Here is an 18,605-nt window from a genome sequence, read left to right on the forward strand (position 1 = left end):
CGTCAGCGCCGCCCGATGGTCAGCAGCGGCCCGGTCGTGTCGGCGAAGAAGTCGTCTCCCTTGTCGTTCACGACGATGAAGGCCGGGAAGTCCTCGACCTCGATCTTCCAGACCGCCTCCATGCCCAGCTCGGGGTACTCCAGCACCTCGACCTTCTTGATGCAGTCCTGGGCCAGGCGGGCGGCCGGGCCGCCGATCGACCCGAGGTAGAAGCCGCCGTGCTTCTTGCACGCCTCGGTCACCTGCTTGCTGCGGTTGCCCTTGGCGAGCATGACGAAGGAGCCCCCGGCGGCCTGGAACTGCTCGACGTAGGAGTCCATCCGGCCGGCCGTCGTCGGGCCGAACGACCCGCTCGCGTACCCCTCCGGGGTCTTGGCCGGACCGGCGTAGTAGACGGCGTGGTCGCGGAGGTACTGCGGCATCGGCTCGCCGGCGTCCAGCCGCTCCTTGATCTTGGCGTGGGCGATGTCCCGGGCGACGACGAGCGGCCCGGTCAGGGAGAGCCGCGTCTTGACGGGGTACCGGCCGAGTTCGGCGCGGATCTCGTCCATCGGGCGGTTCAGGTCGACGCGGACGACGTCGCCCTCGAGGTCGTCGTGGGTGGTCTCGGGGAGGTACCGCGCCGGGTCGGGTTCGAGCTGCTCGAGGAAGACGCCATCCCGGGTGATCTTCGCGAGGGCCTGCCGGTCGGCGCTGCAGGACACGGCGATCGCCACCGGGCAGGACGCGCCGTGGCGCGGCAGCCGCACCACGCGGACGTCGTGGCAGAAGTACTTACCGCCGAACTGTGCGCCGATCCCGAGCTTCTGCGTGAGCTCGAAGACCTGCTGCTCCAGCTCCAGGTCGCGGAACCCGTGGCCGGTGGGGCTCCCCTCGGCCGGCAGCGTGTCGAGGTAGTGCGCGGAGGCGTACTTGGCGGTCTTGAGGGCGTACTCGGCGCTCGTGCCGCCCACGACGATCGCGAGGTGGTACGGCGGGCAGGCGGCGGTGCCCAGCGACCGGATCTTCTCCTCCAGGAAGGTCAGCATCCGGTTCGGGTTCAGGACGGCCTTGGTCTCCTGGTACAGGAAGGACTTGTTCGCGCTGCCGCCGCCCTTGGCCATGAACAGGAACTTGTACGCCTCGCCGGGCGCGGCGTACAGCTCGATCTGGGCGGGCAGGTTGCTGCCGGTGTTCTTCTCCTCCCACATGGTCAGCGGCGCCATCTGGGAGTAGCGGAGGTTCAGCCGCGTGTACGCGTCGTACACGCCGCGCGCGATGTGGCGTTCGTCGTCGCCGTCGGTCAGGACGTGCTGGCCGCGCTTGCCCATGACGATCGCGGTGCCGGTGTCCTGGCACATGGGCAGGACGCCGGCCGCCGCGATGTTGGCGTTCTTGAGCAGGTCGAGGGCCACGAACCGGTCGTTCGGCGACGACTCCGGGTCGTCGAGGATCTTCCGGAGCTGGGTCAGGTGGGCGGGCCGGAGCAGGTGCGAGATGTCGTGGATCGCGGTCTCGGTGAGCAGCCGGAGCACCTCGGGCTCGACCTGGAGGAAGCTGCGGCCACCTGCCTCGAACTCGCTGATCCCGTCGCTCGTCAGCAGGCGGTACTCGGTCTCGTCCGGGCCCTGGGGGAGAAGCTCGGTGAAGGCGAATTCGGGCATCGACGTCCTCGCTGATGACGCGGTCATGGGTGTGGTCACCAAGACTAGAGCGGCGTGCCGGCGGTGCCGAACGCGCCTCGGTGCGGAGCGCCCCTTGCCCTGGCGCGCTGGCGGAGGTATGACGGCAAAAGGGGGAAGACATGCTGCTCAACGTCTATGCCGGGCCAGCGGGAACGTTCCACCACCCGAGCATCTTCTACATCGTGCTCGCCATCGTCGGTGTGGCGTTCGTCGCCGGCATCGTCGTGAGCCTGCTCCTGCTGGTGCTGCGGAACATCAACCGCGAGTGGCCGATCCGCTGATCCGCTGCGACGACCACGGCGCCGCCCTCGACGAGGCGGCGCCGGAGTCCCGGCCGTGCCCGACGCGCCCGCTCGGGGGCGTACGGTCCGGCCCTTGATCAGGCTCAGGCGGCGGGGCGTACGGTCCGGCCGCTGATCACGCTCAGGCCGCGGGGCGTGCGCTGCGGGGGCGGCGCGCCCCCAGGTCTGCCACGCCGAGGACCACCCCCAGACCCACGAGAACGGATCCGACGAACTCCGCCGGCCGGATCGTGCGGACGCCCAGGAACACCGTGGTGGCCAGGGCGCTCACGGGGGTCAGCCCGGAGAACAGGCCGGCCAGGTCCGCGCCGATCAGGTTGATCGCGTCGTACCAGAGGATGAAGGCGGTGATGGCGACGAACGTCGCCAGATAGCCGATGCTCAGGGCCTCACTCACGCTCGGACGCCGTACGACGGCGGTGCCGTCCAAGGCCAGGCCGATGGCGAAGAGGATCATCGCGGCCGCCGCCGAGGAGTACGCCGACACGAGGATCGGCCCGAACTTCGGCAGCAGCGGGATGGCCAGCAGGGAGAAGAGCACCTGGCAGAGGAGAGCGCCCACGGCCAGCACCAGGCCGAGCGGCCGGTCTCCGCACAGCCCGCTGGTCAGCCCCGCGCCGACCGTGACGATGACGGCGGCGGTGACAAGCCGCGCGGTCGGGCGTCTACGTTCCATCAAGGGCCCGATGAGCGCGAAGACGATCGGGGCGGATCCGATCACCGTGCCGATCGTCGCGGGGCTGGTGTAGTGCGTCGCGTCGACGACGCAGAGATTGAATCCCGCAAGTCCGGTGGCGGCCAGGACGGCGAACAGCAGTCCTTCGCGGACGGTCGGCCGGACGAGGAGGGCATCGGGCTCGACGGACGGGAACCGCGTCGCCCGGCGGCGCCTGCGCCACTGGCCGACACCGAGGAGGAAGACGGTGGCCACGGCATAGCGGATGGCCTGGCCGCCGTAGACGGGATAGTGGACGATCACCGCCGCGACGGCGGCGATGGTTCCGGTGGCGACCATGGCGAGGGCTGCCTGCGCCATGCCACGGGCACGGGCTGCGGACTGTTCCATGACCGTCACGCTAAGTAGCAAATGGTCCTCTCGCGAGGGTCGGCCGAAGATCTTTACAGCGGGCCATGTGTTCGAAGGCCGCGCCGCGCCGGTGCCCCCTGATTCAAGGGTTTAGCCTGGTCAGGCCGTTCGGCGGCGTCGGTGGACCGCCCGGCGCGGCCCCACGCCGCTCGGTTTCCGCGATCTGCCGCTCGCACTCCGCCGCCCACGCGCGATCGCGCCCGCGGAGGGCCCGTCGCCCCTACTCCCGCGTCACGAACACGGCGCGTCGCCGACACGCACTTGTCCCTGATCCGCCGACGGCGTGACGGCCCCCGCCGAAGGGTCCTCGGCCGCACTCGCCCTCTCACTCACTCCGCGGCCGGTTCCCGCTTCCCCGGCCACCTGCCGGTCTCCGGTTCCCCGCCGGGGACCCGGCCTCTCGCCCGCTCAGCGGCTCGCCGCTCTGTCCGTGGTCGCGCTCGCCGTCTCACTCGCTTCGCGCTCGGCTGGTGCCTCACCGGCCACCTGTTGATCTCCAGCCTCCTGTCGGGGGCCCACCCCTGGCCTCTCGCTCGCTCGGCGGCTCGTTGCTCCTCCTCCGAGACCGGCCGCGACACCGCATCCGACGAGGAGCGATCCGAGGAGTTCCGCGCGGCTCGGCGTGCCGAGCCCGAGCGCCATCGTGGTGACCGCCGCGCTGACCGGGATGAGGCCGGCGAACAGCCCGGCCCGGTCCGCGCCGATCCGGCCCAGCGCGTCGTACCACAGGACGAACGCCCCCACCGTGACGACGATCGCGAGGTAGGCGAATCCCGCCACCTCGCCCGGAGTCGGCGTCCGCACGACGGCGGTGCCGTCCACGAGCAGGCCGACGGCGAGCAGCATCGGGACGGCGGCCGCCGCCGAGTACGCCGACACCCGGACCGGCCCGAGCCGGGGCAGGAGCGGCACGGCCAGCAGCGAGAAGCCCATCTCGCCGGCGAGCGCGCCGACGGCCAGCAGCAGCCCGGTGAGGCTGCCGCCTCCGAGCCCGTTGGCCGCCGCCGCGCCCAGCGCCACGACGACCGCAGCGGCCACGAGACGCGGTGCCGGACGGCGACGCTCCGCCAGGGGCGCGACGACCGCCAGCAGTACCGGGACGGCGCCCACCACCGTGCCGATCATCGCGGGAGTGGTGTGCCGAGTCCCCTCGACGATGCAGATGTTGAACCCGGCCAGGCCGGTCGCGGCGAGCGCGATGATGAGCGCCCACTCCCGCAGCGTGGGGCGGGAACGGGTCCGCCCGGGCCCGGCTGCTCCGGGCCGGGCACCCGGCCCGTGCGTCGCCGACCGGCGCTCACACAGTCGCGCGACGGCCAGGAGGATGAGCGCGGCGACGGCGTAACGCACGGCCTGGCCGCCGTACACCGGATACCGGGCGATCGCCGCGGACACGGCGGTCAGCGTGCCGACGAGAGTCATCGCGACGGCGGCCTGCACGACGCCGCGTGGACTGGTGGTCTGCTCCATGGGCTGAGACGCTAAGCACTGATTGGTCCGCGAACGAGGACCAATCGGACACTGCCGATGAGGACCATTGCGAAGGAGGACCGCGGGGTGGACCTGCATCTGACGCTCGATCGCTCCGCCGGACGGCTGGCCGGGCAGCTCGCCGACCGGCTGCGCGATCTCGTACGGCGCGGAGCGCTCGTCCCCGGTCACCGCCTGCCGTCCACCCGCGATCTCGCCGGTGACCTGCACGTCTCCCGGGGCGTCGTGGTCACGGCGTACGAGCAGCTCGTCGCCGAGGGGTTCCTCGTCTCGCGTCAGGGCGACGGCACGCGGGTGGCCCGCGCCCCCGTCGCCGAACCTCCGCCGGCGTCCGGCAGCGCGGCGCACCGGCGCGTGCTCCGGCTCGCCGCCGGCATGGACGCCGGACCGGCCGACCCGCCGGGCATCGCGTACGACCTGCGCCCCGGCAAGCCCGACCTGGCGTCGTTCCCACGGGAACGGTGGGCGACGGTCACACGGGACGTGCTCCGCGAGCTCCCGCACGCCGAGCTGAACTACCCGGACCCGGCCGGCACCTGGGCGCTGCGGACGGAGCTCGCGGGCTACCTGGCCCGCGTCCGCGCCGCCGTGGCCGAACCGGGGACGGTCGTGGTCACCGCCGGGGTCGCCCACGCGCTGTCGATGGTCCCGCGGATCCTCCTGGAGGAGGGGCACCGGCTGCTCGCGGTCGAGGACCCGCTCGCCCACCAGCAGCTCCCGCTGATCCGCGCGACCGGCGTGCGCATGGTCGGCGTGCCCGTCGACGAGGAGGGCATCGACGTCGCCGCGCTGGCCCGGACCCGGGCACGGGCGCTGCTCATCACCCCGGCGCACCAGTTCCCCACCGGGGTGGTGCTGTCGCCCGGGCGGCGTGCGGCCCTCGTCGAGTGGGCGCGAGCCACCGACGCGCTGATCATCGAGGACGACTACGACGGGGAGTTCCGGTACGACCGCGAGCCGGTCGGCTGCCTGCAGGGCCTCGCTCCGGAGCGCGTGGTCCTGGCCGGGTCGGTGAGCAAGGCGCTGTCCCCGGCGCTGCGGCTCGGCTGGGCGGTCGCGCCGCCATGGCTGGCGACCCGGCTGCGCGCCGCGCGGGCGCTGTACGACCTCGGCCCTTCGGTGCCGGACCAGCACGTGCTCGCCCGGATGATCGCGACCGGCGCGTACGACCGGCACCTGCGCCTCATGCGGCGGCGCTACCGGGACCGCCGCGACGCGTTCATCTCCGCCCTGACCCGCCGCCTGCCGGAGGTCCGGGTGCACGGCGTGTCCGCCGGGCTGCACGCCTACCTCGAGCTTCCCGCCGGCACCGACGAGGCCGAGGTCGTCGCCCGGGCGGCGGCGCTCGGCGTCGCCGTCGAAGGCGTCGCCCCGATGCGCCTGGGGCACCCGGGACCGCCCGCGATCGTCGTCGGCTACGCCCGCGTGCCGGAACGCCGCCTCACCGAGGCGGTGAACCTCCTCGCCCGCGCCGTATCCGGCGTCGGCGGCCCCGCATCCGCGACCTCGGAGGCGCGGACAGACTGAGCCGCTCGCCGTACCGGGTGCCGCAGCGCCCCCTCCGGTCCCTCACGGCACCGGCGAATCGGCTGTGTCGATCGCTCATCCGCGGGTACGACGTGCTGCGATGAGGAGGACGACAATGAGTCTTGACGAAGCCGCCCGCCAGCTCGAACTCGCCGCCCACGATACCCAGGTCGCCTTCGACTGCATCGGTCTCGGTGACATCGAACGCGCCCACACCCATGCGATCACCGCCCGCGCGGCGGCCGACGCGGCCGAGGCCGCACTGCGGATCGCCCTCACGCAGCTGAAGACCCCCGAGGAGGCCGAACGCGCCGGTGAGGAGGCCATCCAGCGCCTCCAGCGTGAGATGAGCCCGCACGCCTCCCAGCCCTGAAGTCCGCCGCCGACCGCGTCACCGCCACCAGCGGGACGCGGTCGTCCCTTGCCCGGTCCTCGGGCGGCCAGGTGCGCCCGGCCGCAATCGGCGGACAGCGGGGCCGCGCAGGCTCGGCAGGGTCGAGGCCGAGCTCAAAGGCCCAGCGCACACCGGAGGGGATCAGGCCGCCGAGCTCCCGGTGGCGCTGCTCAGGTGAAGGCGGTGACGCCCTCGTATTCGCCTTGGCGTGCTTGGCCGGTCACCTCGTATTCGAGGAGCAACAGGCCGTTCGGTGTGGCTTCGTGATGGAGCAGGCGGAGGCCGGACGGGGTGCCTGCGCCGGTCAGTAGACGCCGGCCGGTCCGGAGGACGGCGGGGGCGACCACGAGGCGGAGGGTGTCGATCAGGCCCGCCGACAGCAGTGAGTCGCCGAGGCGACCGCTGCCGTGGATCTGGAGTTCCCGGCCTGGCCGTGCCTTGAGTTCGGTGACCGCGTGGACCGGATCGCCCTTGAGGACGATCGTGGGGTTCCAGGTCCCTTCGGTGAGGGTGTTCGTCACGACGTACTTCGGCAGGGTGTTCATCCGTTCGGCGAACGGGTCGGCCGGGTCGGTGATCTTCGGCCAGTCGCGCGCGAATGCCTCGTAGGTCCGCCGGCCGAGCAGCAGACCGTCGGCGAGGTCGAGCCAGTCGGAGGCGCGCTGGACGAACGTCCCGTCCATGTGGGGGACAAGCCAGCCGCCGCGGGTGAATCCGTCGCTGGTGTCCTCGTCCGGTGAGCCAGGTCCCTGGCTGACCCCGTCCAGTGTGACGAACTCGGTGAGGGTGATCTTCATCGCGGAACCATGCTCTCGGCGAGCGCGGCCAACTGGCCGGCGACCGTCCCCCAGCCCTCGGCGAAGCCGAGCTTCTCGTGATGAGCGCGGGCCTCCGGGTCGCCGTGCCGGACGACGATCCGGTAGTCCGTGCCGTCCGGGTGATCGTTTAGCGTGATCGTGGCGGTCATCGGGACCGGAGCGGGGCTCGCGGGCCGCCATGTGCTGTCGATCGCATTGGTGAACACGATCCGCTCGAGTTCGTCCACGGCGAGGAAGCACGCGTCCAGGTGCGGGACGAACTCGGCCCCGTCGTCACTCAGCCGCGTCACGAACGCCCCGCCGGGCCACAGGTCCAGGCGCTCCACGCGGCAGCGGGACGGAGCCGGGACCCACCACTGCTCAAGCCGGGACGGGTCGGTCCAGGCCCTCCACACGATCGCGCGCGGAGCGCGAATGATCCGCTCCAGGCCAAGGTCGAGATCGGGATTCACTGCCTGCTCTCCTCCGGGTCGGTGACGAACTGTTCGAGGCGGTCGGTGCGCTCTTCCCAGATCCGGCGCTGCTCCGCGAGCCAATCGTCGACCAAGGCGAGCCGCTCGTGGTTGAGCACGCAGGTGCGCACCCGGCCGGACTTGACCGTGTGGATCAGCCCGTTCGATTCGAGCGTCCGCACATGCTTCATGAAGGAGGGAAGGGTCATCGGGAACTCGCGAGCGAGGTCGCCGACGCTCATGGGCCCGCGGCCGAGACGCCGGACGACGGCGCGCCGGGTCGGGTCGGCGAGGGCGACGAACACCCCGTCGAGCTGCGCCAAATACTGTGCCACGTGGCTAAGTATCGTAACTCCCAACAGTTAGCGCAATGGCTAAGTGTCGAGCCGTGCAGGCGATCACAGATCGTCACCGGCCGTTACAGAGAAAGGCTCAATGAGATGACAACGGCGGCTTCACCGAGCATTACGCACGCCTCTGGAGGCCGCCTACGATCGCCTTGTGCGTGTGGGACCACAGCCCAGGGAAAGCTCCGGCGGACGGCGCGCCTCAGTCGACGGCCGTCCAGCCCCGGCTCTGCGTGGCCGCGTCCTCGCCTACACGGGCTACCGGGAGACGGCCCCGACACCGGTCCGCCGGCGGGAGACACCCGCCGGCGAGCTGATCCTCATCCTCGGGTTTGGAAAAGCGCACCACGCGCAGCCGGCACCGGACGCCCACGACCTGCGCCCGTTCACCTCGTTCGTCGCCGGGTTCCACGACCGGCCGACTCTGACCGGCCACGACGGCGGCCAGTTCGGCCTCCAGGTCCGACTCGATCCTCTCGGCGCCTTCACCCTGTTCGGCGTGCCCGCCCATGAGCTGAGCAACCGGATCGTGGCCCTGTCGGACCTGTTCGGCGCGGCCGCTGAGCACTGGACGGAGCGCCTGGCGGATCTGCGATCCTGGCCGGCACGCTTCGCGCTCCTCGACGCGCTTCTCGCCGAGCGGATCGCGGCGGGCCCGGTGCCGTCGCCGGAGGTCGCGTCGGCGTGGCAGGCGATGCGCCGCGTCCACGGCGCGGTAAGGATCGCAGAGCTGGCCACCCGGACCGGGCGCAGCGACCGGTTCCTCGCCGCCCGCTTCCGGCAGCAGATCGGCACGACGCCCAAGAACGCCGCGCGCGTACTGCGCTACGAACATGCGGCGCGACTGCTGGCACGCGGCGATCTGCCTCCGGCCCAGGTCGCGGTGGCGTGCGGGTACGCAGACCAGGCCCACCTGACGCGGGAGTTCACCAGGTTCGCGGCCACGACCCCGGCCGTCGTCCGCCGATGGGCCGCGTAAGCGGTCGATTTCCTTCAAGACCCGGTCACCGGCCTCCTCCTACGGTCGTCGCGTCGGCCCGGAAGAAAGGAATCGATCATGTACGACCCGCGACGCGGCTATCCGATCATCGTTCCCTGTGTCCTGTACGACGATCCGCCGGCGGCGGCTCGATGGCTCTCGGCCGTCATCGGGATCCGCGAGGTGGTCCGGGCGTCGCTGCCGGATGGCTGGGTCGGCCACGTGGAGGTGGAACGCGACGGCCTGATCATCCTCCTCGGGCGTCGTGGAGGGCAGTTCGTCGACACGTCCAGCCTCACCCAGGTCTTCGTCGACGACCTCGACAGGGCGTGCGAGCAGGCGGTCGCCGGAGGAGGCGTGATCCTGGAACCACCGGAGGACCGGCCCTGGGGCGTTCGTCAGGCGGTGGTCGCCGACCCGGAGGGGCAGCGTTGGGCCCTGACCCGGCATGTCCGCGACACCGACCCGGCGACCTGGTACGGCAGGATCCTCGGACCGGTGCCCGGCTGAGCGATCGGTACCGCCCGCCCCGGCTTCAGACGACGGGGCATTCTGCGACGGCGGAGCCGGGCATCGCCCGGTCCGCCGGCACAGGTACGAAACCGCGTGCCGTGAGGGCGTCGTGAAGCGCGATCGCCGTCGAGGCGACCTCGATATCGTGGCGTCCTCGGACGGCGATCCAGGTGGATCTCCACGGGTCGAACAGGATGCCCCAGCGAGGGAAATCGGCACGCAGGCGTGCGAGCCAGGACCCGGTCGCCGCTCCGTACGGCTGCGCGGCCGGTAAGAACACCGAATCGACGCGAGTGACAGGTTCCGCCAGGGCCGCGGGACCTTGGCGGTGCGGCCACGGGCTGCTCACGGGCGGCCTTCGACGTCGACGTGCAGGACCTTTCTGATGAGGGTGGTGGCGTGGTCGATCTGCTCAGCCGGGCACATGTACTCCGCCTCCAGTGGTGCGTCGCGGGCGGGGCCGGTCCAGCACCAGTACCAGTTCAGCGACCCACCGTCGGGAGCGATGGCCACGTACTGGGAGAGACCAGGATTCATCGCCTCCCCGCGCGGATCATCGGTCATCGATGCCTTGGGGGCCCAGGCCATCAGGGCGCTGGTCCCTATCCGCACCTCCAGCCCGTGGCATCGCAGGGCCGTGGCGAGTTCGTCCAGCCGGGCACGGATCACCCGCTCCAGCCGGATGACGCCATTCCCTGATGTAGATATTTCTGCCCTGGTCGCTGGTTCATCGGCGCCATCGGCCCCCGAAATATCGGACAATTCCTCGATCCTTTCCCTCGATCCGCGATGCCTTGATATGCATTCCAAGAATGCATTCACCCGGCATGGATGTCGCCGTTCCACGGCACATCGGGATAGCGCTGGAAATGAGGAGGGATCGCCATGCAGGCCAAGCCGTCGCCGGATCCGAAGTCGTCCATGTGGGCGTGGATGGCCCACGACCTGCGCTTTCACCGTGCCCAGCGCAATCTGGCCGGGGACGCCGTGGCGAAGATCCTCAACTGCGGGCGGTCCAGCATTTCCAGACTGGAGAACGCCGAGGCGAAGCTGGACGACGGGCAGGCGGCGACCCTCGATCGGGCCTGGCGCACGGGCGGCCACTTCTCCATCCAGTTGTGGTACGCCCAACGGGGCCACGACCCGAACTGGCATCAGCAGCACCTGGACATCGAGGCCCGGTCCTCGGTGATCAAGGTCTTCGAGGCGCTGGTCGTGCCCGGTCTTCTGCAGACTCCGGAATACGCTCACGCGGTCATCGCAACGAGCGGTGTGCCGAACGTCGATCGCCTGGTGGAGGAGCGGATGTCCCGGCAAACGATATTGACGCGGGACGACCCGCCCGTATTGTTGATATTGCTTACGGAAAGCGTGCTCGACTGGCCGATAGGAGGCCGTGCGGTGATGCGGAATCAGCTCGCCCGCCTCCTGGAGGTGTCCGAGTTGCCGGATGTCGGGATTCGCGTCGTTCCCCGGTCCGCGGGCGCCCACTTCGGGGTCGACGGTAGCTTCAAGATCATGTCGGGTCCGTCGGGCGACGTCGCCTACACCGAGTCCCCGGGCGGCGGGCGGCTGGTGCCGTCGGCGGACGAGGTCCGCTCGTACCTCCTCCGGTACGACCGCATCGGCCAGAAGGCCCTACCCGAGGACCAGTCCCGGGAATTGATCAAGCGAGTCATGGAGGCGATGGAATGAACATTCCGGTCTGGCGGAAGAGCAGCCGCAGCGGGGCGCAGCAGGGTGACTGCGTCGAGGTCGCGGTCGTCGAGACGGACGTGCGGCCGTTCATGGAGACGATGGAATGAACGGTCCGGTCTGGCGGAAGAGCAGCCGCAGCGGGGTACAGCAGGGTGACTGCGTCGAGGTCGCGGTCGTCGAGACGGACGCGCGGCCGTCCTGACGACCGGAACTCAACCCGCTCTCAGCGGCAGGTGCGCCGGCATGTGCCGCCCGCTCAGACGACCGGGCGCTCGGCGACCGCCGGATTGGGTCCCGCGCCCGCGACCGGTGTCGGCTCGAACCCCCGGGCCGTCACGAGGACGACGAGACAGAGCGCGGCGCCGATGGCGTACGCGATCCACAGGTTGGAGGCGGCCGCGCCCGCGACCACCGCCCCGAGCACGAAGCCCGCGTAGTTGAAGACGTTGACCCGGGACACGGCGATGCCCAGCCCTGTCGGATCGAGCCGGCCGGCCGCCGAGAACGACGTGGGCACCACGACGGACAGGCCGAGCCCGGCGACGGCGAACCCGGCGATGGCGACGGCGGGGTTCGGAGCGGCGGCCGCGGTGAGCAGCCCGACACCGCCGATGAGGCCACCCGCCGCGACGACCTTCGCCGCGCCGCGGGCGCGGACGAGCAGGTCCGCGCCGGTCCGGCTCAGCATCATGAAGACCTGGTACGCGACGTACCCCAGCGGGGCGACGAAGCCGGAGGCGTGCAGGTCGTCCTTGAGGTACTTCGCGCTGTAGCTCGACGTCGCCGAGTCCGCGATGTACATGCAGGTCACGGCCGCGCCGATGATGATGATCGGCTTCCAGGGCACCCTCTTGGCCGCGGCCTTCAGCTGTTCGTCGCTGGGCCCGGTGGCCTCCATCGCCTTCGGGTACAGGCGGCGGCCGGTCCACACGGACACCACGAGGCCGATCGCCGCCGGGATGGCGAAGCCGGTCCCCAGCCCCATGTCGATCTTGTTGGCGAGCGCGCTCCACAGGCCCGCGATGATGCCCGCCGCGCTCCACACGGCGTGGAACCCGGTGAGCAGGCTCTTGCCGTACCGTGTCTCGGCGGTCACCGCCTGGGCGTTCATCGACGCGTCCACCGCGCCGACGAACAGGCCGAACAGCGCCGTCGAGCCGTACAGCGCGAGGTCCCCGGGCGCGATCCCGATCGCGACGATCGACAGGAGGACGAGCGGCTGGGCGATGCGCAGCACCGGGCCGCTTCCGTGCCGCGGCATGAGCGAGCCGGCGAGCACGCTGCCCAGCCCGGCGACCACCGGCACGGCCAGGAGCACCAGCGCGAGGGTGGCGTCGCTGAGGTTGTGCGCCTTCTGGATCTCCGGGATGCGGGTCACGAGAGCAGCGAAGGAGAGCCCCTGGACCCCGAACGCCGCGTACGCCGCGCGCCGACCTCGCCGAGTCCGTTGATCGATGTCCGCCGCCACGCTGTCCTCCGGAACGTGAAATACGTTCGCGTCAGCGTAGGTAGTGGATCTCGGCAGGTCAATAGACCGGAGGCGAACCGGCGGAGTGGCCGGCCGGAGACGACCGAACACTACCCGGGCGATCGGTGAAAGAGAGGTGACCATCCCCCCTGTGGAAGGCAGACGATGAGACGAAGGACCTGGACATGGCCGCGGTGATGCGAGCGCTCCCCACGGAGGAGGCCACCGATGCCGCGATCATCGAGCAGTCCTTGCGTGAGCCGGAGACCTTCGCGGCGATCTTCGATCGCTATTACGCGCTGATCCACGGGTACGCCGCGCGCCGGCTCGGCGCCGGTCTGGCCGACGATGTGGCCGCCGAGACGTTCCTGATCGCGTTCGACAACCGGACGAAGTACGACGTGTCCCGCGCGGACGCCCGGCCGTGGCTGTACGGGATCGCCTCCAACCTGATCTCCCGGCACCACCGGGCGGAGGTCCGGCAGTACCGCGCGCTGGCTCGTACGGGCGTCGACGAGGTCAGCGAGGGCCACGCGGACCGCGTCGTGGTCCGGCTCGACGCGCAGGCCCACCGGGGGCGGCTGGCGGCCGCACTGGCCGAGATCGCCGACGGCGACCGGGACGTTCTCCTCCTGGTCGCCTGGGCCGACCTGACCTCGGAGAAGGCGGGAGAGGCCCTCGGCATCCCCGCCGGAACGGCACGGTCGCGGCTGCACCGAGCCCGCAAACGGATCCGCGCCGCCCTGGGCCGGACCGACCCGGAGACCACCCGAGAGGACCGCTGACGATGGACGACCTGACCACGCTCCGCGACGCCTGGGACCGCCCGGCACCTCCGTCGGCGACCGCGCACGCGGCGGCGCGCGCCGCCCTCCTCGAGCGGGCCTCCGCCCGTACGGCCGGAACGACGCCCCGGCGTGCGCGCCGGTTCCGGCTGCCCCGGATGGGCCTGCGGATCGCCGCCGTCGGCGCGCTGGCCGTCACGATCGCGGCCGGCGTCACCGTGGCGCAGAACCTCGGCGGCACGGACAAGAACGGCCACCCTCGCCCGGTCGTGCCCGGCCTGCCCGCCGGTTCGGTGGCCAACGCCCAGACGGTGCTGGCCCAGGCGGCCGAGAATGCACAGGCCCGCCCGCACCAACCTCCCCGCGCCGACCAGTGGGTCTATACCGAGACGCGGTACACCTCTCCCGGGAATCCACCGATCGGGAAGGTCCAGACGTCCAAGACGCCGCTGAAGACACAGATCCGTCGGACCTGGTACCGGGGCGACGGCAGGAGGTCGGCCTTCTACGATCACGGCAAACTGCTGATCGGCCCGTCGGGCGGTGGGGTGCCCCCTGTCGGCTATACCTCCCTGTCGGCCCTGCCACGTGACCCGGACGCGCTGCTGGCATGGTTCCGCCGGCAGGGTGTCCCCGGCGACACCGCGGACGAACGCGACGGCCATGTCTTCGACCTCCTCGGCTCACTGCTCAACAACAACGGTGTCGTGCCGCCGCAGCAGGAGGCGACGGTCTACCGGGCGATGGCGAAGATCTCCGGAGTGACGCTCAACAAGGAGGCGCTGGACGTCGACGGGCGTCCGGCTCTCGCCGTCTCCCGCGTCGACGAGGGCTGGCTGCGGAGTGAAATCCTGTTCGATCGGAAGACGTACGCCTTCCTGGGCGAGCGGTCCATCGCGGTCAAGGACCACACGGGCGATGCCGGCACCGGCAAGTCCGGTTCCTGGACCGTCAAGAAGGGAACGATCGACGTCTTGGCCGTGCGCCTCGCGGCCGGCGTCGTCGACAAGCCCGGACAGCGCCTCTAGCGGACGCCATACGGAATTCGGGTCCGGCCCGGTCGCGGCCGGACCCGAACCACCGCTGTCAGCCGACGCCGTGGACGGTGCCGTCGTCCTTCAATCGATGAGGCGGCGGCGCATGCCGCGTACGGCGAGGACCCACATGAGCGCGGCGAACAGCGCGAGCGCGCCCATGTGGCCGAGGTCGGCGAGGGGCCGGAAGCCGAACGCCGCGTGCCGGACCAGCTCGACGCAGTGATAGAGCGGGTTGAACCGGGCGGCCGTGCGGGCCCAGCCCGGCAGCCCGCCGATCGGGAAGAACGTGCCCGCGACCAGGAAGATCGGGGTGAGCACCCCGGTGATCACATAGTCGAAGCTGTTGATCGACGGGACGACCGTGGACATCCAGACGCCGAACAGCGCGAACCCGATCGCCGTGAGGATCGTGAAGACCGGTACGACGAGCATGCCGGCGGCCGGAGGCAGGCCGAAGGCCAGCGCGACCAGCAGCGGCACGCAGGAGAACAGCCCGCCCTTGACCGCGATCCACGACGTCTCGCCGGCCACGAGCTCGTGCACGTCCACCGGCGTCGCCAGTACCGCGTCGTACGAGTGCTGGTAGGTGCGCCGGATGTAGGTGTTGAACATCCCGGGGAACGCGGACGTGAACAGGGACGCGGTCGCCACGACGCCCGTGCCGACGAAGTCGACGTAGCGGTAGCCGGCGATGCTCCCCAGCAGCGACCCGAACCCGAAGCCGAACGCCAGCAGGTAGATCGTCGGTTCGACGGTCGCGGCGAAGGACGTGGAGGTCCAGTAGCGCCGGAACAGCGCCAGCTCCCGCCGCCAGACACCGCGCACCGGCGCCCACTCGAATCTGCGGAGTCTCGTGTCAGCCAACGTTCTCTCCGGTCAGGACGACGAACACGTCCTCGAGGTTGGCCGCCCGCCGTACGACCCGATCTCCGTTGCCGAGGGCGTCGGCCAGCGAGGGCGGGATGTGCTCGGCGCGCAGCACCGACACGGTCGGGCCGGTGCGGCAGGTGGGCAGGCCGGCCCGCCGTACGAGGTCCTCGATCTCCGCGAGCCGGTCGGGCGGGCCGTGGTGCTCCTCGACGCTGCCGCCGGCGTGATGGGCGATGAGGTCTCCGGGGCTGCCCTGGGCGACGATCCGGCCGCCGGACATCAGCGCGCAGGTGTCGGCGAGCCGCTCGGCCTCCTCGATGTAGTGCGTGGACATCAGCACGGTCGTGCCCTCGTCGCGCAGCCCGGCGATCAGCCCCCACAGGTCGGCGCGGACCTGCGGGTCGAGGCCGACGGTGGGCTCGTCGAGCAGGACGAGGCGGGGCGAGTGCACGAGCCCGCGGGCGACGAGGAGCCGCCGGCGCATGCCGCCCGAGAGGTTCACGACGCGGGTCCCGGCGCGGCCGGCGAGCTGGGCGATCTCCAGGGCGCGGTCGACGGCCGGGCGGCGCTCGGCCCGGGGCACGCGGTACAGGTGGGCGAAGACCTCGAGGTTCTGCCGGACGGTGAGCTCTTCGTCGAGGTTGTCGGTCTGCGGTACGACGCCCATGAGCGCGCGCGCCTCTTTGGACCCGGCCGGGACTGGATGGCCGAGGACGGTGATCTCGCCCTCGTCGGCGCGGGACTGGGCGGTGAGCATCCGCATCGTCGTCGACTTGCCCGCGCCGTTCGGGCCGAGCAGCCCGAAGCAGACACCGGCCGGGACCTCCAGGGTGAGCCCGTCGACCGCGCTGATCTGCGATCCGTCCTTGTCGCGGTACCGCTTGACGACGTCGCGCAGGGTGATCGCCGGGAGGTCCGCCATGAGCCCACGCTACGAAGCGCCCCCGACCGCGCGCCAGCGAATATCGTCGAGCCGTGGAGTTGCCGTGGAAACCGAACGAGCAGCACGTGCCGGCGCGTGACCTGCGCGCCTCCGACGCCGACCGGGAACGGGTGGTCGAGTTGCTGCGCGACGCCCACGGCGACGGCCGGCTGACCGTCGACGAGCACGCCGAGCGCGTCGAGGGCGCGTACACCGCCCGTACGCTGGGCGAACTGGCCGAGCTGACCGCCGATCTGACCCCGGCCGAGCAGCAGCCGATCCAGATCGAGCACCGCCCGCTGGTCGCCCTCTTCGGCACCGTACGGCGCGGCGGACGCTGGGTGGTGCCGGTGAGCCTCCCGGTGTCCGCGTTGTTCGGCACCGTGGAGATCGACCTGCGGGAGGCCCTGCTGCAGCGCCGGCACGTGGTCGTGCGGGCGGCGATGTTCGGCGGGCGGCTCCGTCTCGTCGTCCCGGAGGGGGTGCGCGTGGAGTTCACCGGCCGCTCCGTCCTCGGTTCGCGGGACCTGCGGGTGCGGGCGCCGTACGCCGACGACGCCCCGGTGGTGGAGGTCAGCGGCGTGGTCGTCCTCGGATCGGTGGGCGCCCGTACGCCCAAGCGGCGCCGGCGCTGGCGGGTGGCCCGCCGCCGCCCGTGACGAGGCTGCGGCAAGACCAGCAGGTCATGGCCCGTTCGATAACGGTTAAGACTCCTCCCCTTGCCGCCTCTTGAACTGGTACGGACCAGCTCCTATCGTTCAGAGCCATGCGCGATTTTGCTCAATCAGCGGCTCAATCGTGCAGAACCTTTCATGCCCGTGAAAGGAGGCGGCGGCGCGAGCCGCACAGCTGTGCCACGCCAAACGGCTGCTCGAAGGGTGACGGTCGAGGGGTCGGGCCGGGGGATTGGCGAACCCATCAGAAGACAGTGACCGGGGACGTCGCGCGCACCCGCGTGGCCCCGGAGCCGATGCAGGAGCAGAAGGCGGGGACAGGTGAAACGGCATCTCATGGGCGCCATCGCCGCGGGTCTCACGGTGGCCCTCGGTATTTCCGGCTGCAGCAAGGGCAGTTCGTCCGGCGGTGGCGGTGACAATAAGACGATCAGGTTCGTCGCCGCGATCTACGATGACAAGACCAAGGGCCTCTGGGACAGTCTGATCAAGACGTTCGAGGCACAGAACAAGGGTTACAAGGTCAACCTGGAGATGGTCGACTGGACCCAGATGGACGCCAAGGTGAAGACCTACGTCCAGACGAAGCAGACGCCCGACATCCTGAACTACAACGCGTTCGCCGACTTCGCCCGGGACGGTCTGCTCTTCCCGACCTCGGACGTGTTGTCCCCGCAGGTGTCCAGCGACATCCTCCCGTCGTTCATCGACGGCGACAAGTACAAGGGCACCCAGTACGCCGCGCCGCTGCTGTCCAGCGTCCGGCTGTTCTTCTACAACAAGGACGTCTTCCAGAAGGCCGGCATCACCACGCCGCCCAAGACGTGGGCCGACGTTCAGTCCGACGCTCAGAAGATCAAGGACAAGGTGAAGGGCGTCTTCCCCTTGGGTCTGCCGCTCGGTGCCGAGGAGTCCCAGGCCGAGTTCTTCATGTGGGCGATGAACAACGGCGGCGGCTACGTCGACCAGTCCGGCAACTGGGCGATCGACAGCCCGGCCAACGTGGACACGGTCAACTACCTCAAGGGCCTGACCAAGAGCGGCCTCACGCAGCCGAACCCGGAGACGACCGACCGTAAGGACGTCTTCAACGAGTTCGCGCAGGGCAAGATCGGCATGCTCAACGGCGCGGTGTTCATGCCCGCGGGCTTCATCAACAAGGTCAACGCCAAGCTGCCGTACGGCATCGCGCCGCTGCCCAGCAAGAGCGGCTCGGCGTCCAGCACGCTCGGTGTGCAGGACTTCCTGGTGGCGTTCAAGAACAACGGCGGTAAGAAGAAGGATGCCGTCTCGAAGTTCCTGAACTTCTTCTACCAGACGAACAACGTGGCCAACTTCCAGAAGGAAGAAGGCTTCCTGCCGGTGACCAAGTCGGCGGGCGACGTGATCTCGGGCGCCGTGCCGTACGACAAGCCGTTCATCGACGCGCTGCCGAACGCGAAGTTCTACCCCACGGGCAACGCCGCCTGGGGACCGCTGGCGAACACGATCAAGGAGAAGCTCGGCACCGCCATCACCGGCGACCCGAAGAGCGTCCTGAGTGGCCTCCAGCAGACCGCGCAGAAGAACGGCTGACG

The 18,605-nt window shown here is 70.7% G+C and carries 22 protein-coding genes; 12 read left to right on the plus strand and 10 right to left on the minus strand.

Features of this window, described 5'->3' with window-relative positions:
- Nucleotides 1–2: 2 nt before the first annotated feature.
- Nucleotides 3–1,643, minus strand: coding sequence for a fumarate hydratase (locus ACQP2O_RS07455; protein WP_433181138.1), 1,641 nt, complete (start codon nt 1,641–1,643; stop codon nt 3–5).
- A 140-nt stretch (nt 1,644–1,783) separates the two neighbouring features.
- Here ACQP2O_RS07455 and ACQP2O_RS07460 point away from each other — a divergent pair, with 140 nt between their 5' ends.
- Nucleotides 1,784–1,945: a hypothetical protein gene (locus ACQP2O_RS07460; RefSeq protein ID WP_360880406.1), complete on the plus strand. Its 162-nt coding sequence runs from the start codon at nt 1,784–1,786 to the stop codon at nt 1,943–1,945.
- 142 nt (nt 1,946–2,087) lie between these two features.
- On the opposite strand, the gene ACQP2O_RS07465 is transcribed toward ACQP2O_RS07460, so the two are convergent.
- Together ACQP2O_RS07465 and ACQP2O_RS07470 are read right to left on the minus strand one after the other, a co-directional pair.
- Nucleotides 2,088–3,032 (minus strand): DMT family transporter, encoded by a 945-nt coding sequence (locus ACQP2O_RS07465; protein WP_433181140.1) that lies wholly within the window; start codon nt 3,030–3,032, stop codon nt 2,088–2,090.
- Nucleotides 3,033–3,461: 429 nt separating this feature from the next.
- Nucleotides 3,462–4,523: a DMT family transporter gene (locus tag ACQP2O_RS07470; protein ID WP_433181141.1), complete on the minus strand. Its 1,062-nt coding sequence runs from the start codon at nt 4,521–4,523 to the stop codon at nt 3,462–3,464.
- An 87-nt stretch (nt 4,524–4,610) separates the two neighbouring features.
- Between ACQP2O_RS07470 and ACQP2O_RS07475 the strand changes: the two genes are divergently transcribed.
- On the plus strand, nt 4,611–6,071 hold the full coding sequence (locus ACQP2O_RS07475) for a PLP-dependent aminotransferase family protein (protein ID WP_433181143.1): 1,461 nt from the start codon (nt 4,611–4,613) through the stop codon (nt 6,069–6,071).
- A gap of 115 nt (nt 6,072–6,186) precedes the next feature.
- On the plus strand, nt 6,187–6,444 hold the full coding sequence (locus tag ACQP2O_RS07480; RefSeq protein ID WP_433181145.1) for a hypothetical protein: 258 nt from the start codon (nt 6,187–6,189) through the stop codon (nt 6,442–6,444).
- A 191-nt stretch (nt 6,445–6,635) separates the two neighbouring features.
- Here the strand turns inward: ACQP2O_RS07480 and ACQP2O_RS07485 are convergent, their stop codons facing one another.
- The 3 genes from ACQP2O_RS07485 to ACQP2O_RS07495 are packed head-to-tail and all read right to left on the minus strand — an operon-like array spanning nt 6,636 to nt 8,070.
- A complete protein-coding gene (locus tag ACQP2O_RS07485) occupies nt 6,636–7,262 on the minus strand; it encodes a dihydrofolate reductase family protein (protein WP_433181147.1) in 627 nt (208 codons plus the stop codon).
- Complete coding sequence (locus tag ACQP2O_RS07490; protein ID WP_433181148.1) at nt 7,259–7,735, minus strand: SRPBCC domain-containing protein; 477 nt, start codon at nt 7,733–7,735, stop codon at nt 7,259–7,261. Before ACQP2O_RS07490 ends, ACQP2O_RS07485 begins: the two co-directional genes overlap by 4 nt.
- Nucleotides 7,732–8,070 carry an ArsR/SmtB family transcription factor gene (locus ACQP2O_RS07495; RefSeq protein ID WP_433181150.1) on the minus strand — a complete coding sequence of 113 codons (339 nt, stop codon included), beginning with the start codon at nt 8,068–8,070 and terminating at the stop codon, nt 7,732–7,734. The genes ACQP2O_RS07490 and ACQP2O_RS07495 overlap by 4 nt, the downstream gene beginning before the upstream one ends.
- A 166-nt stretch (nt 8,071–8,236) precedes the next feature.
- Here ACQP2O_RS07495 and ACQP2O_RS07500 point away from each other — a divergent pair, with 166 nt between their 5' ends.
- Together ACQP2O_RS07500 and ACQP2O_RS07505 are read left to right on the plus strand one after the other, a co-directional pair.
- Nucleotides 8,237–9,061, plus strand: coding sequence for a helix-turn-helix domain-containing protein (locus ACQP2O_RS07500; protein ID WP_433181152.1), 825 nt, complete (start codon nt 8,237–8,239; stop codon nt 9,059–9,061).
- Nucleotides 9,062–9,139: 78 nt separating this feature from the next.
- Nucleotides 9,140–9,571, plus strand: coding sequence for a VOC family protein (locus ACQP2O_RS07505; RefSeq protein ID WP_433181154.1), 432 nt, complete (start codon nt 9,140–9,142; stop codon nt 9,569–9,571).
- Between the two features lie 348 nt (nt 9,572–9,919).
- Here ACQP2O_RS07505 and ACQP2O_RS07510 read toward each other — a convergent pair whose 3' ends face one another.
- Nucleotides 9,920–10,243, minus strand: a complete 324-nt coding sequence (locus ACQP2O_RS07510; protein ID WP_433181156.1) for a hypothetical protein — start codon at nt 10,241–10,243, stop codon at nt 9,920–9,922.
- Nucleotides 10,244–10,507: 264 nt separating this feature from the next.
- On the opposite strand from ACQP2O_RS07510, the gene ACQP2O_RS07515 reads away from it, so the two are divergent.
- From ACQP2O_RS07515 to ACQP2O_RS07525, 3 genes are read left to right on the plus strand one after another with little or no spacing between them, the layout of a single operon-like run.
- Complete coding sequence (locus tag ACQP2O_RS07515; RefSeq protein WP_433181157.1) at nt 10,508–11,269, plus strand: helix-turn-helix domain-containing protein; 762 nt, start codon at nt 10,508–10,510, stop codon at nt 11,267–11,269.
- Entirely contained in the window at nt 11,266–11,379 is a 114-nt protein-coding gene (locus ACQP2O_RS07520) for a DUF397 domain-containing protein (protein WP_433181159.1), read from the plus strand. The genes ACQP2O_RS07515 and ACQP2O_RS07520 overlap by 4 nt, the downstream gene beginning before the upstream one ends.
- A complete protein-coding gene (locus ACQP2O_RS07525; protein ID WP_433181161.1) occupies nt 11,376–11,474 on the plus strand; it encodes a DUF397 domain-containing protein in 99 nt (32 codons plus the stop codon). The genes ACQP2O_RS07520 and ACQP2O_RS07525 overlap by 4 nt, the downstream gene beginning before the upstream one ends.
- Nucleotides 11,475–11,528: 54 nt before the next feature.
- Here ACQP2O_RS07525 and ACQP2O_RS07530 read toward each other — a convergent pair whose 3' ends face one another.
- On the minus strand, nt 11,529–12,740 hold the full coding sequence (locus ACQP2O_RS07530; protein WP_433181163.1) for an MFS transporter: 1,212 nt from the start codon (nt 12,738–12,740) through the stop codon (nt 11,529–11,531).
- 185 nt (nt 12,741–12,925) lie between these two features.
- Between ACQP2O_RS07530 and ACQP2O_RS07535 the strand changes: the two genes are divergently transcribed.
- Both ACQP2O_RS07535 and ACQP2O_RS07540 read left to right on the plus strand, forming a co-directional pair.
- Nucleotides 12,926–13,525, plus strand: coding sequence for an RNA polymerase sigma factor (locus ACQP2O_RS07535; protein WP_433181165.1), 600 nt, complete (start codon nt 12,926–12,928; stop codon nt 13,523–13,525).
- Nucleotides 13,526–13,527: 2 nt separating this feature from the next.
- The gene (locus ACQP2O_RS07540) at nt 13,528–14,553 is read left to right on the plus strand and encodes a CU044_5270 family protein (protein WP_433181167.1); all 1,026 of its coding nucleotides are present in this window, start codon (nt 13,528–13,530) and stop codon (nt 14,551–14,553) included.
- Nucleotides 14,554–14,643: 90 nt separating this feature from the next.
- Here the strand turns inward: ACQP2O_RS07540 and ACQP2O_RS07545 are convergent, their stop codons facing one another.
- Both ACQP2O_RS07545 and ACQP2O_RS07550 read right to left on the minus strand, forming a co-directional pair.
- Complete coding sequence (locus ACQP2O_RS07545) at nt 14,644–15,426, minus strand: ABC transporter permease (RefSeq protein WP_433181169.1); 783 nt, start codon at nt 15,424–15,426, stop codon at nt 14,644–14,646.
- The gene (locus ACQP2O_RS07550) at nt 15,419–16,354 is read right to left on the minus strand and encodes an ABC transporter ATP-binding protein (RefSeq protein WP_433181171.1); all 936 of its coding nucleotides are present in this window, start codon (nt 16,352–16,354) and stop codon (nt 15,419–15,421) included. Before ACQP2O_RS07550 ends, ACQP2O_RS07545 begins: the two co-directional genes overlap by 8 nt.
- 53 nt (nt 16,355–16,407) lie before the next feature.
- Between ACQP2O_RS07550 and ACQP2O_RS07555 the strand changes: the two genes are divergently transcribed.
- On the plus strand, nt 16,408–17,013 hold the full coding sequence (locus ACQP2O_RS07555) for a DUF1707 SHOCT-like domain-containing protein (protein ID WP_433181173.1): 606 nt from the start codon (nt 16,408–16,410) through the stop codon (nt 17,011–17,013).
- Nucleotides 17,014–17,349: 336 nt separating this feature from the next.
- The gene (locus tag ACQP2O_RS07560) at nt 17,350–18,603 is read left to right on the plus strand and encodes an extracellular solute-binding protein (protein ID WP_433181175.1); all 1,254 of its coding nucleotides are present in this window, start codon (nt 17,350–17,352) and stop codon (nt 18,601–18,603) included.
- Nucleotides 18,604–18,605: the final 2 nt, after the last annotated feature.

The organism is Actinoallomurus sp. CA-150999, from assembly GCF_050942425.1.
Classification (GTDB): domain Bacteria; phylum Actinomycetota; class Actinomycetes; order Streptosporangiales; family Streptosporangiaceae; genus Actinoallomurus.

Excerpts from the sequence above, each read along its gene's own strand:
- ACQP2O_RS07540 (WP_433181167.1), top strand. The coding sequence starts at position 13,528 with ATGGACGACCTGACCACGCTCCGCGACGCCTGGGACCGCCCGGCACCT.
- ACQP2O_RS07535 (WP_433181165.1), top strand. The coding sequence starts at position 12,926 with ATGGCCGCGGTGATGCGAGCGCTCCCCACGGAGGAGGCCACCGATGCC.
- ACQP2O_RS07480 (WP_433181145.1), top strand. The coding sequence starts at position 6,187 with ATGAGTCTTGACGAAGCCGCCCGCCAGCTCGAACTCGCCGCCCACGAT.
- ACQP2O_RS07470 (WP_433181141.1), bottom strand. The coding sequence starts at position 4,523 with ATGGAGCAGACCACCAGTCCACGCGGCGTCGTGCAGGCCGCCGTCGCG.
- ACQP2O_RS07485 (WP_433181147.1), bottom strand. The coding sequence starts at position 7,262 with ATGAAGATCACCCTCACCGAGTTCGTCACACTGGACGGGGTCAGCCAG.
- ACQP2O_RS07505 (WP_433181154.1), top strand. The coding sequence starts at position 9,140 with ATGTACGACCCGCGACGCGGCTATCCGATCATCGTTCCCTGTGTCCTG.
- ACQP2O_RS07525 (WP_433181161.1), top strand. The coding sequence starts at position 11,376 with ATGAACGGTCCGGTCTGGCGGAAGAGCAGCCGCAGCGGGGTACAGCAG.
- ACQP2O_RS07515 (WP_433181157.1), top strand. The coding sequence starts at position 10,508 with ATGGCCCACGACCTGCGCTTTCACCGTGCCCAGCGCAATCTGGCCGGG.
- ACQP2O_RS07460 (WP_360880406.1), top strand. The coding sequence starts at position 1,784 with ATGCTGCTCAACGTCTATGCCGGGCCAGCGGGAACGTTCCACCACCCG.
- ACQP2O_RS07520 (WP_433181159.1), top strand. The coding sequence starts at position 11,266 with ATGAACATTCCGGTCTGGCGGAAGAGCAGCCGCAGCGGGGCGCAGCAG.
- ACQP2O_RS07455 (WP_433181138.1), bottom strand. The coding sequence starts at position 1,643 with ATGCCCGAATTCGCCTTCACCGAGCTTCTCCCCCAGGGCCCGGACGAG.
- ACQP2O_RS07465 (WP_433181140.1), bottom strand. The coding sequence starts at position 3,032 with ATGGAACAGTCCGCAGCCCGTGCCCGTGGCATGGCGCAGGCAGCCCTC.
- ACQP2O_RS07550 (WP_433181171.1), bottom strand. The coding sequence starts at position 16,354 with ATGGCGGACCTCCCGGCGATCACCCTGCGCGACGTCGTCAAGCGGTAC.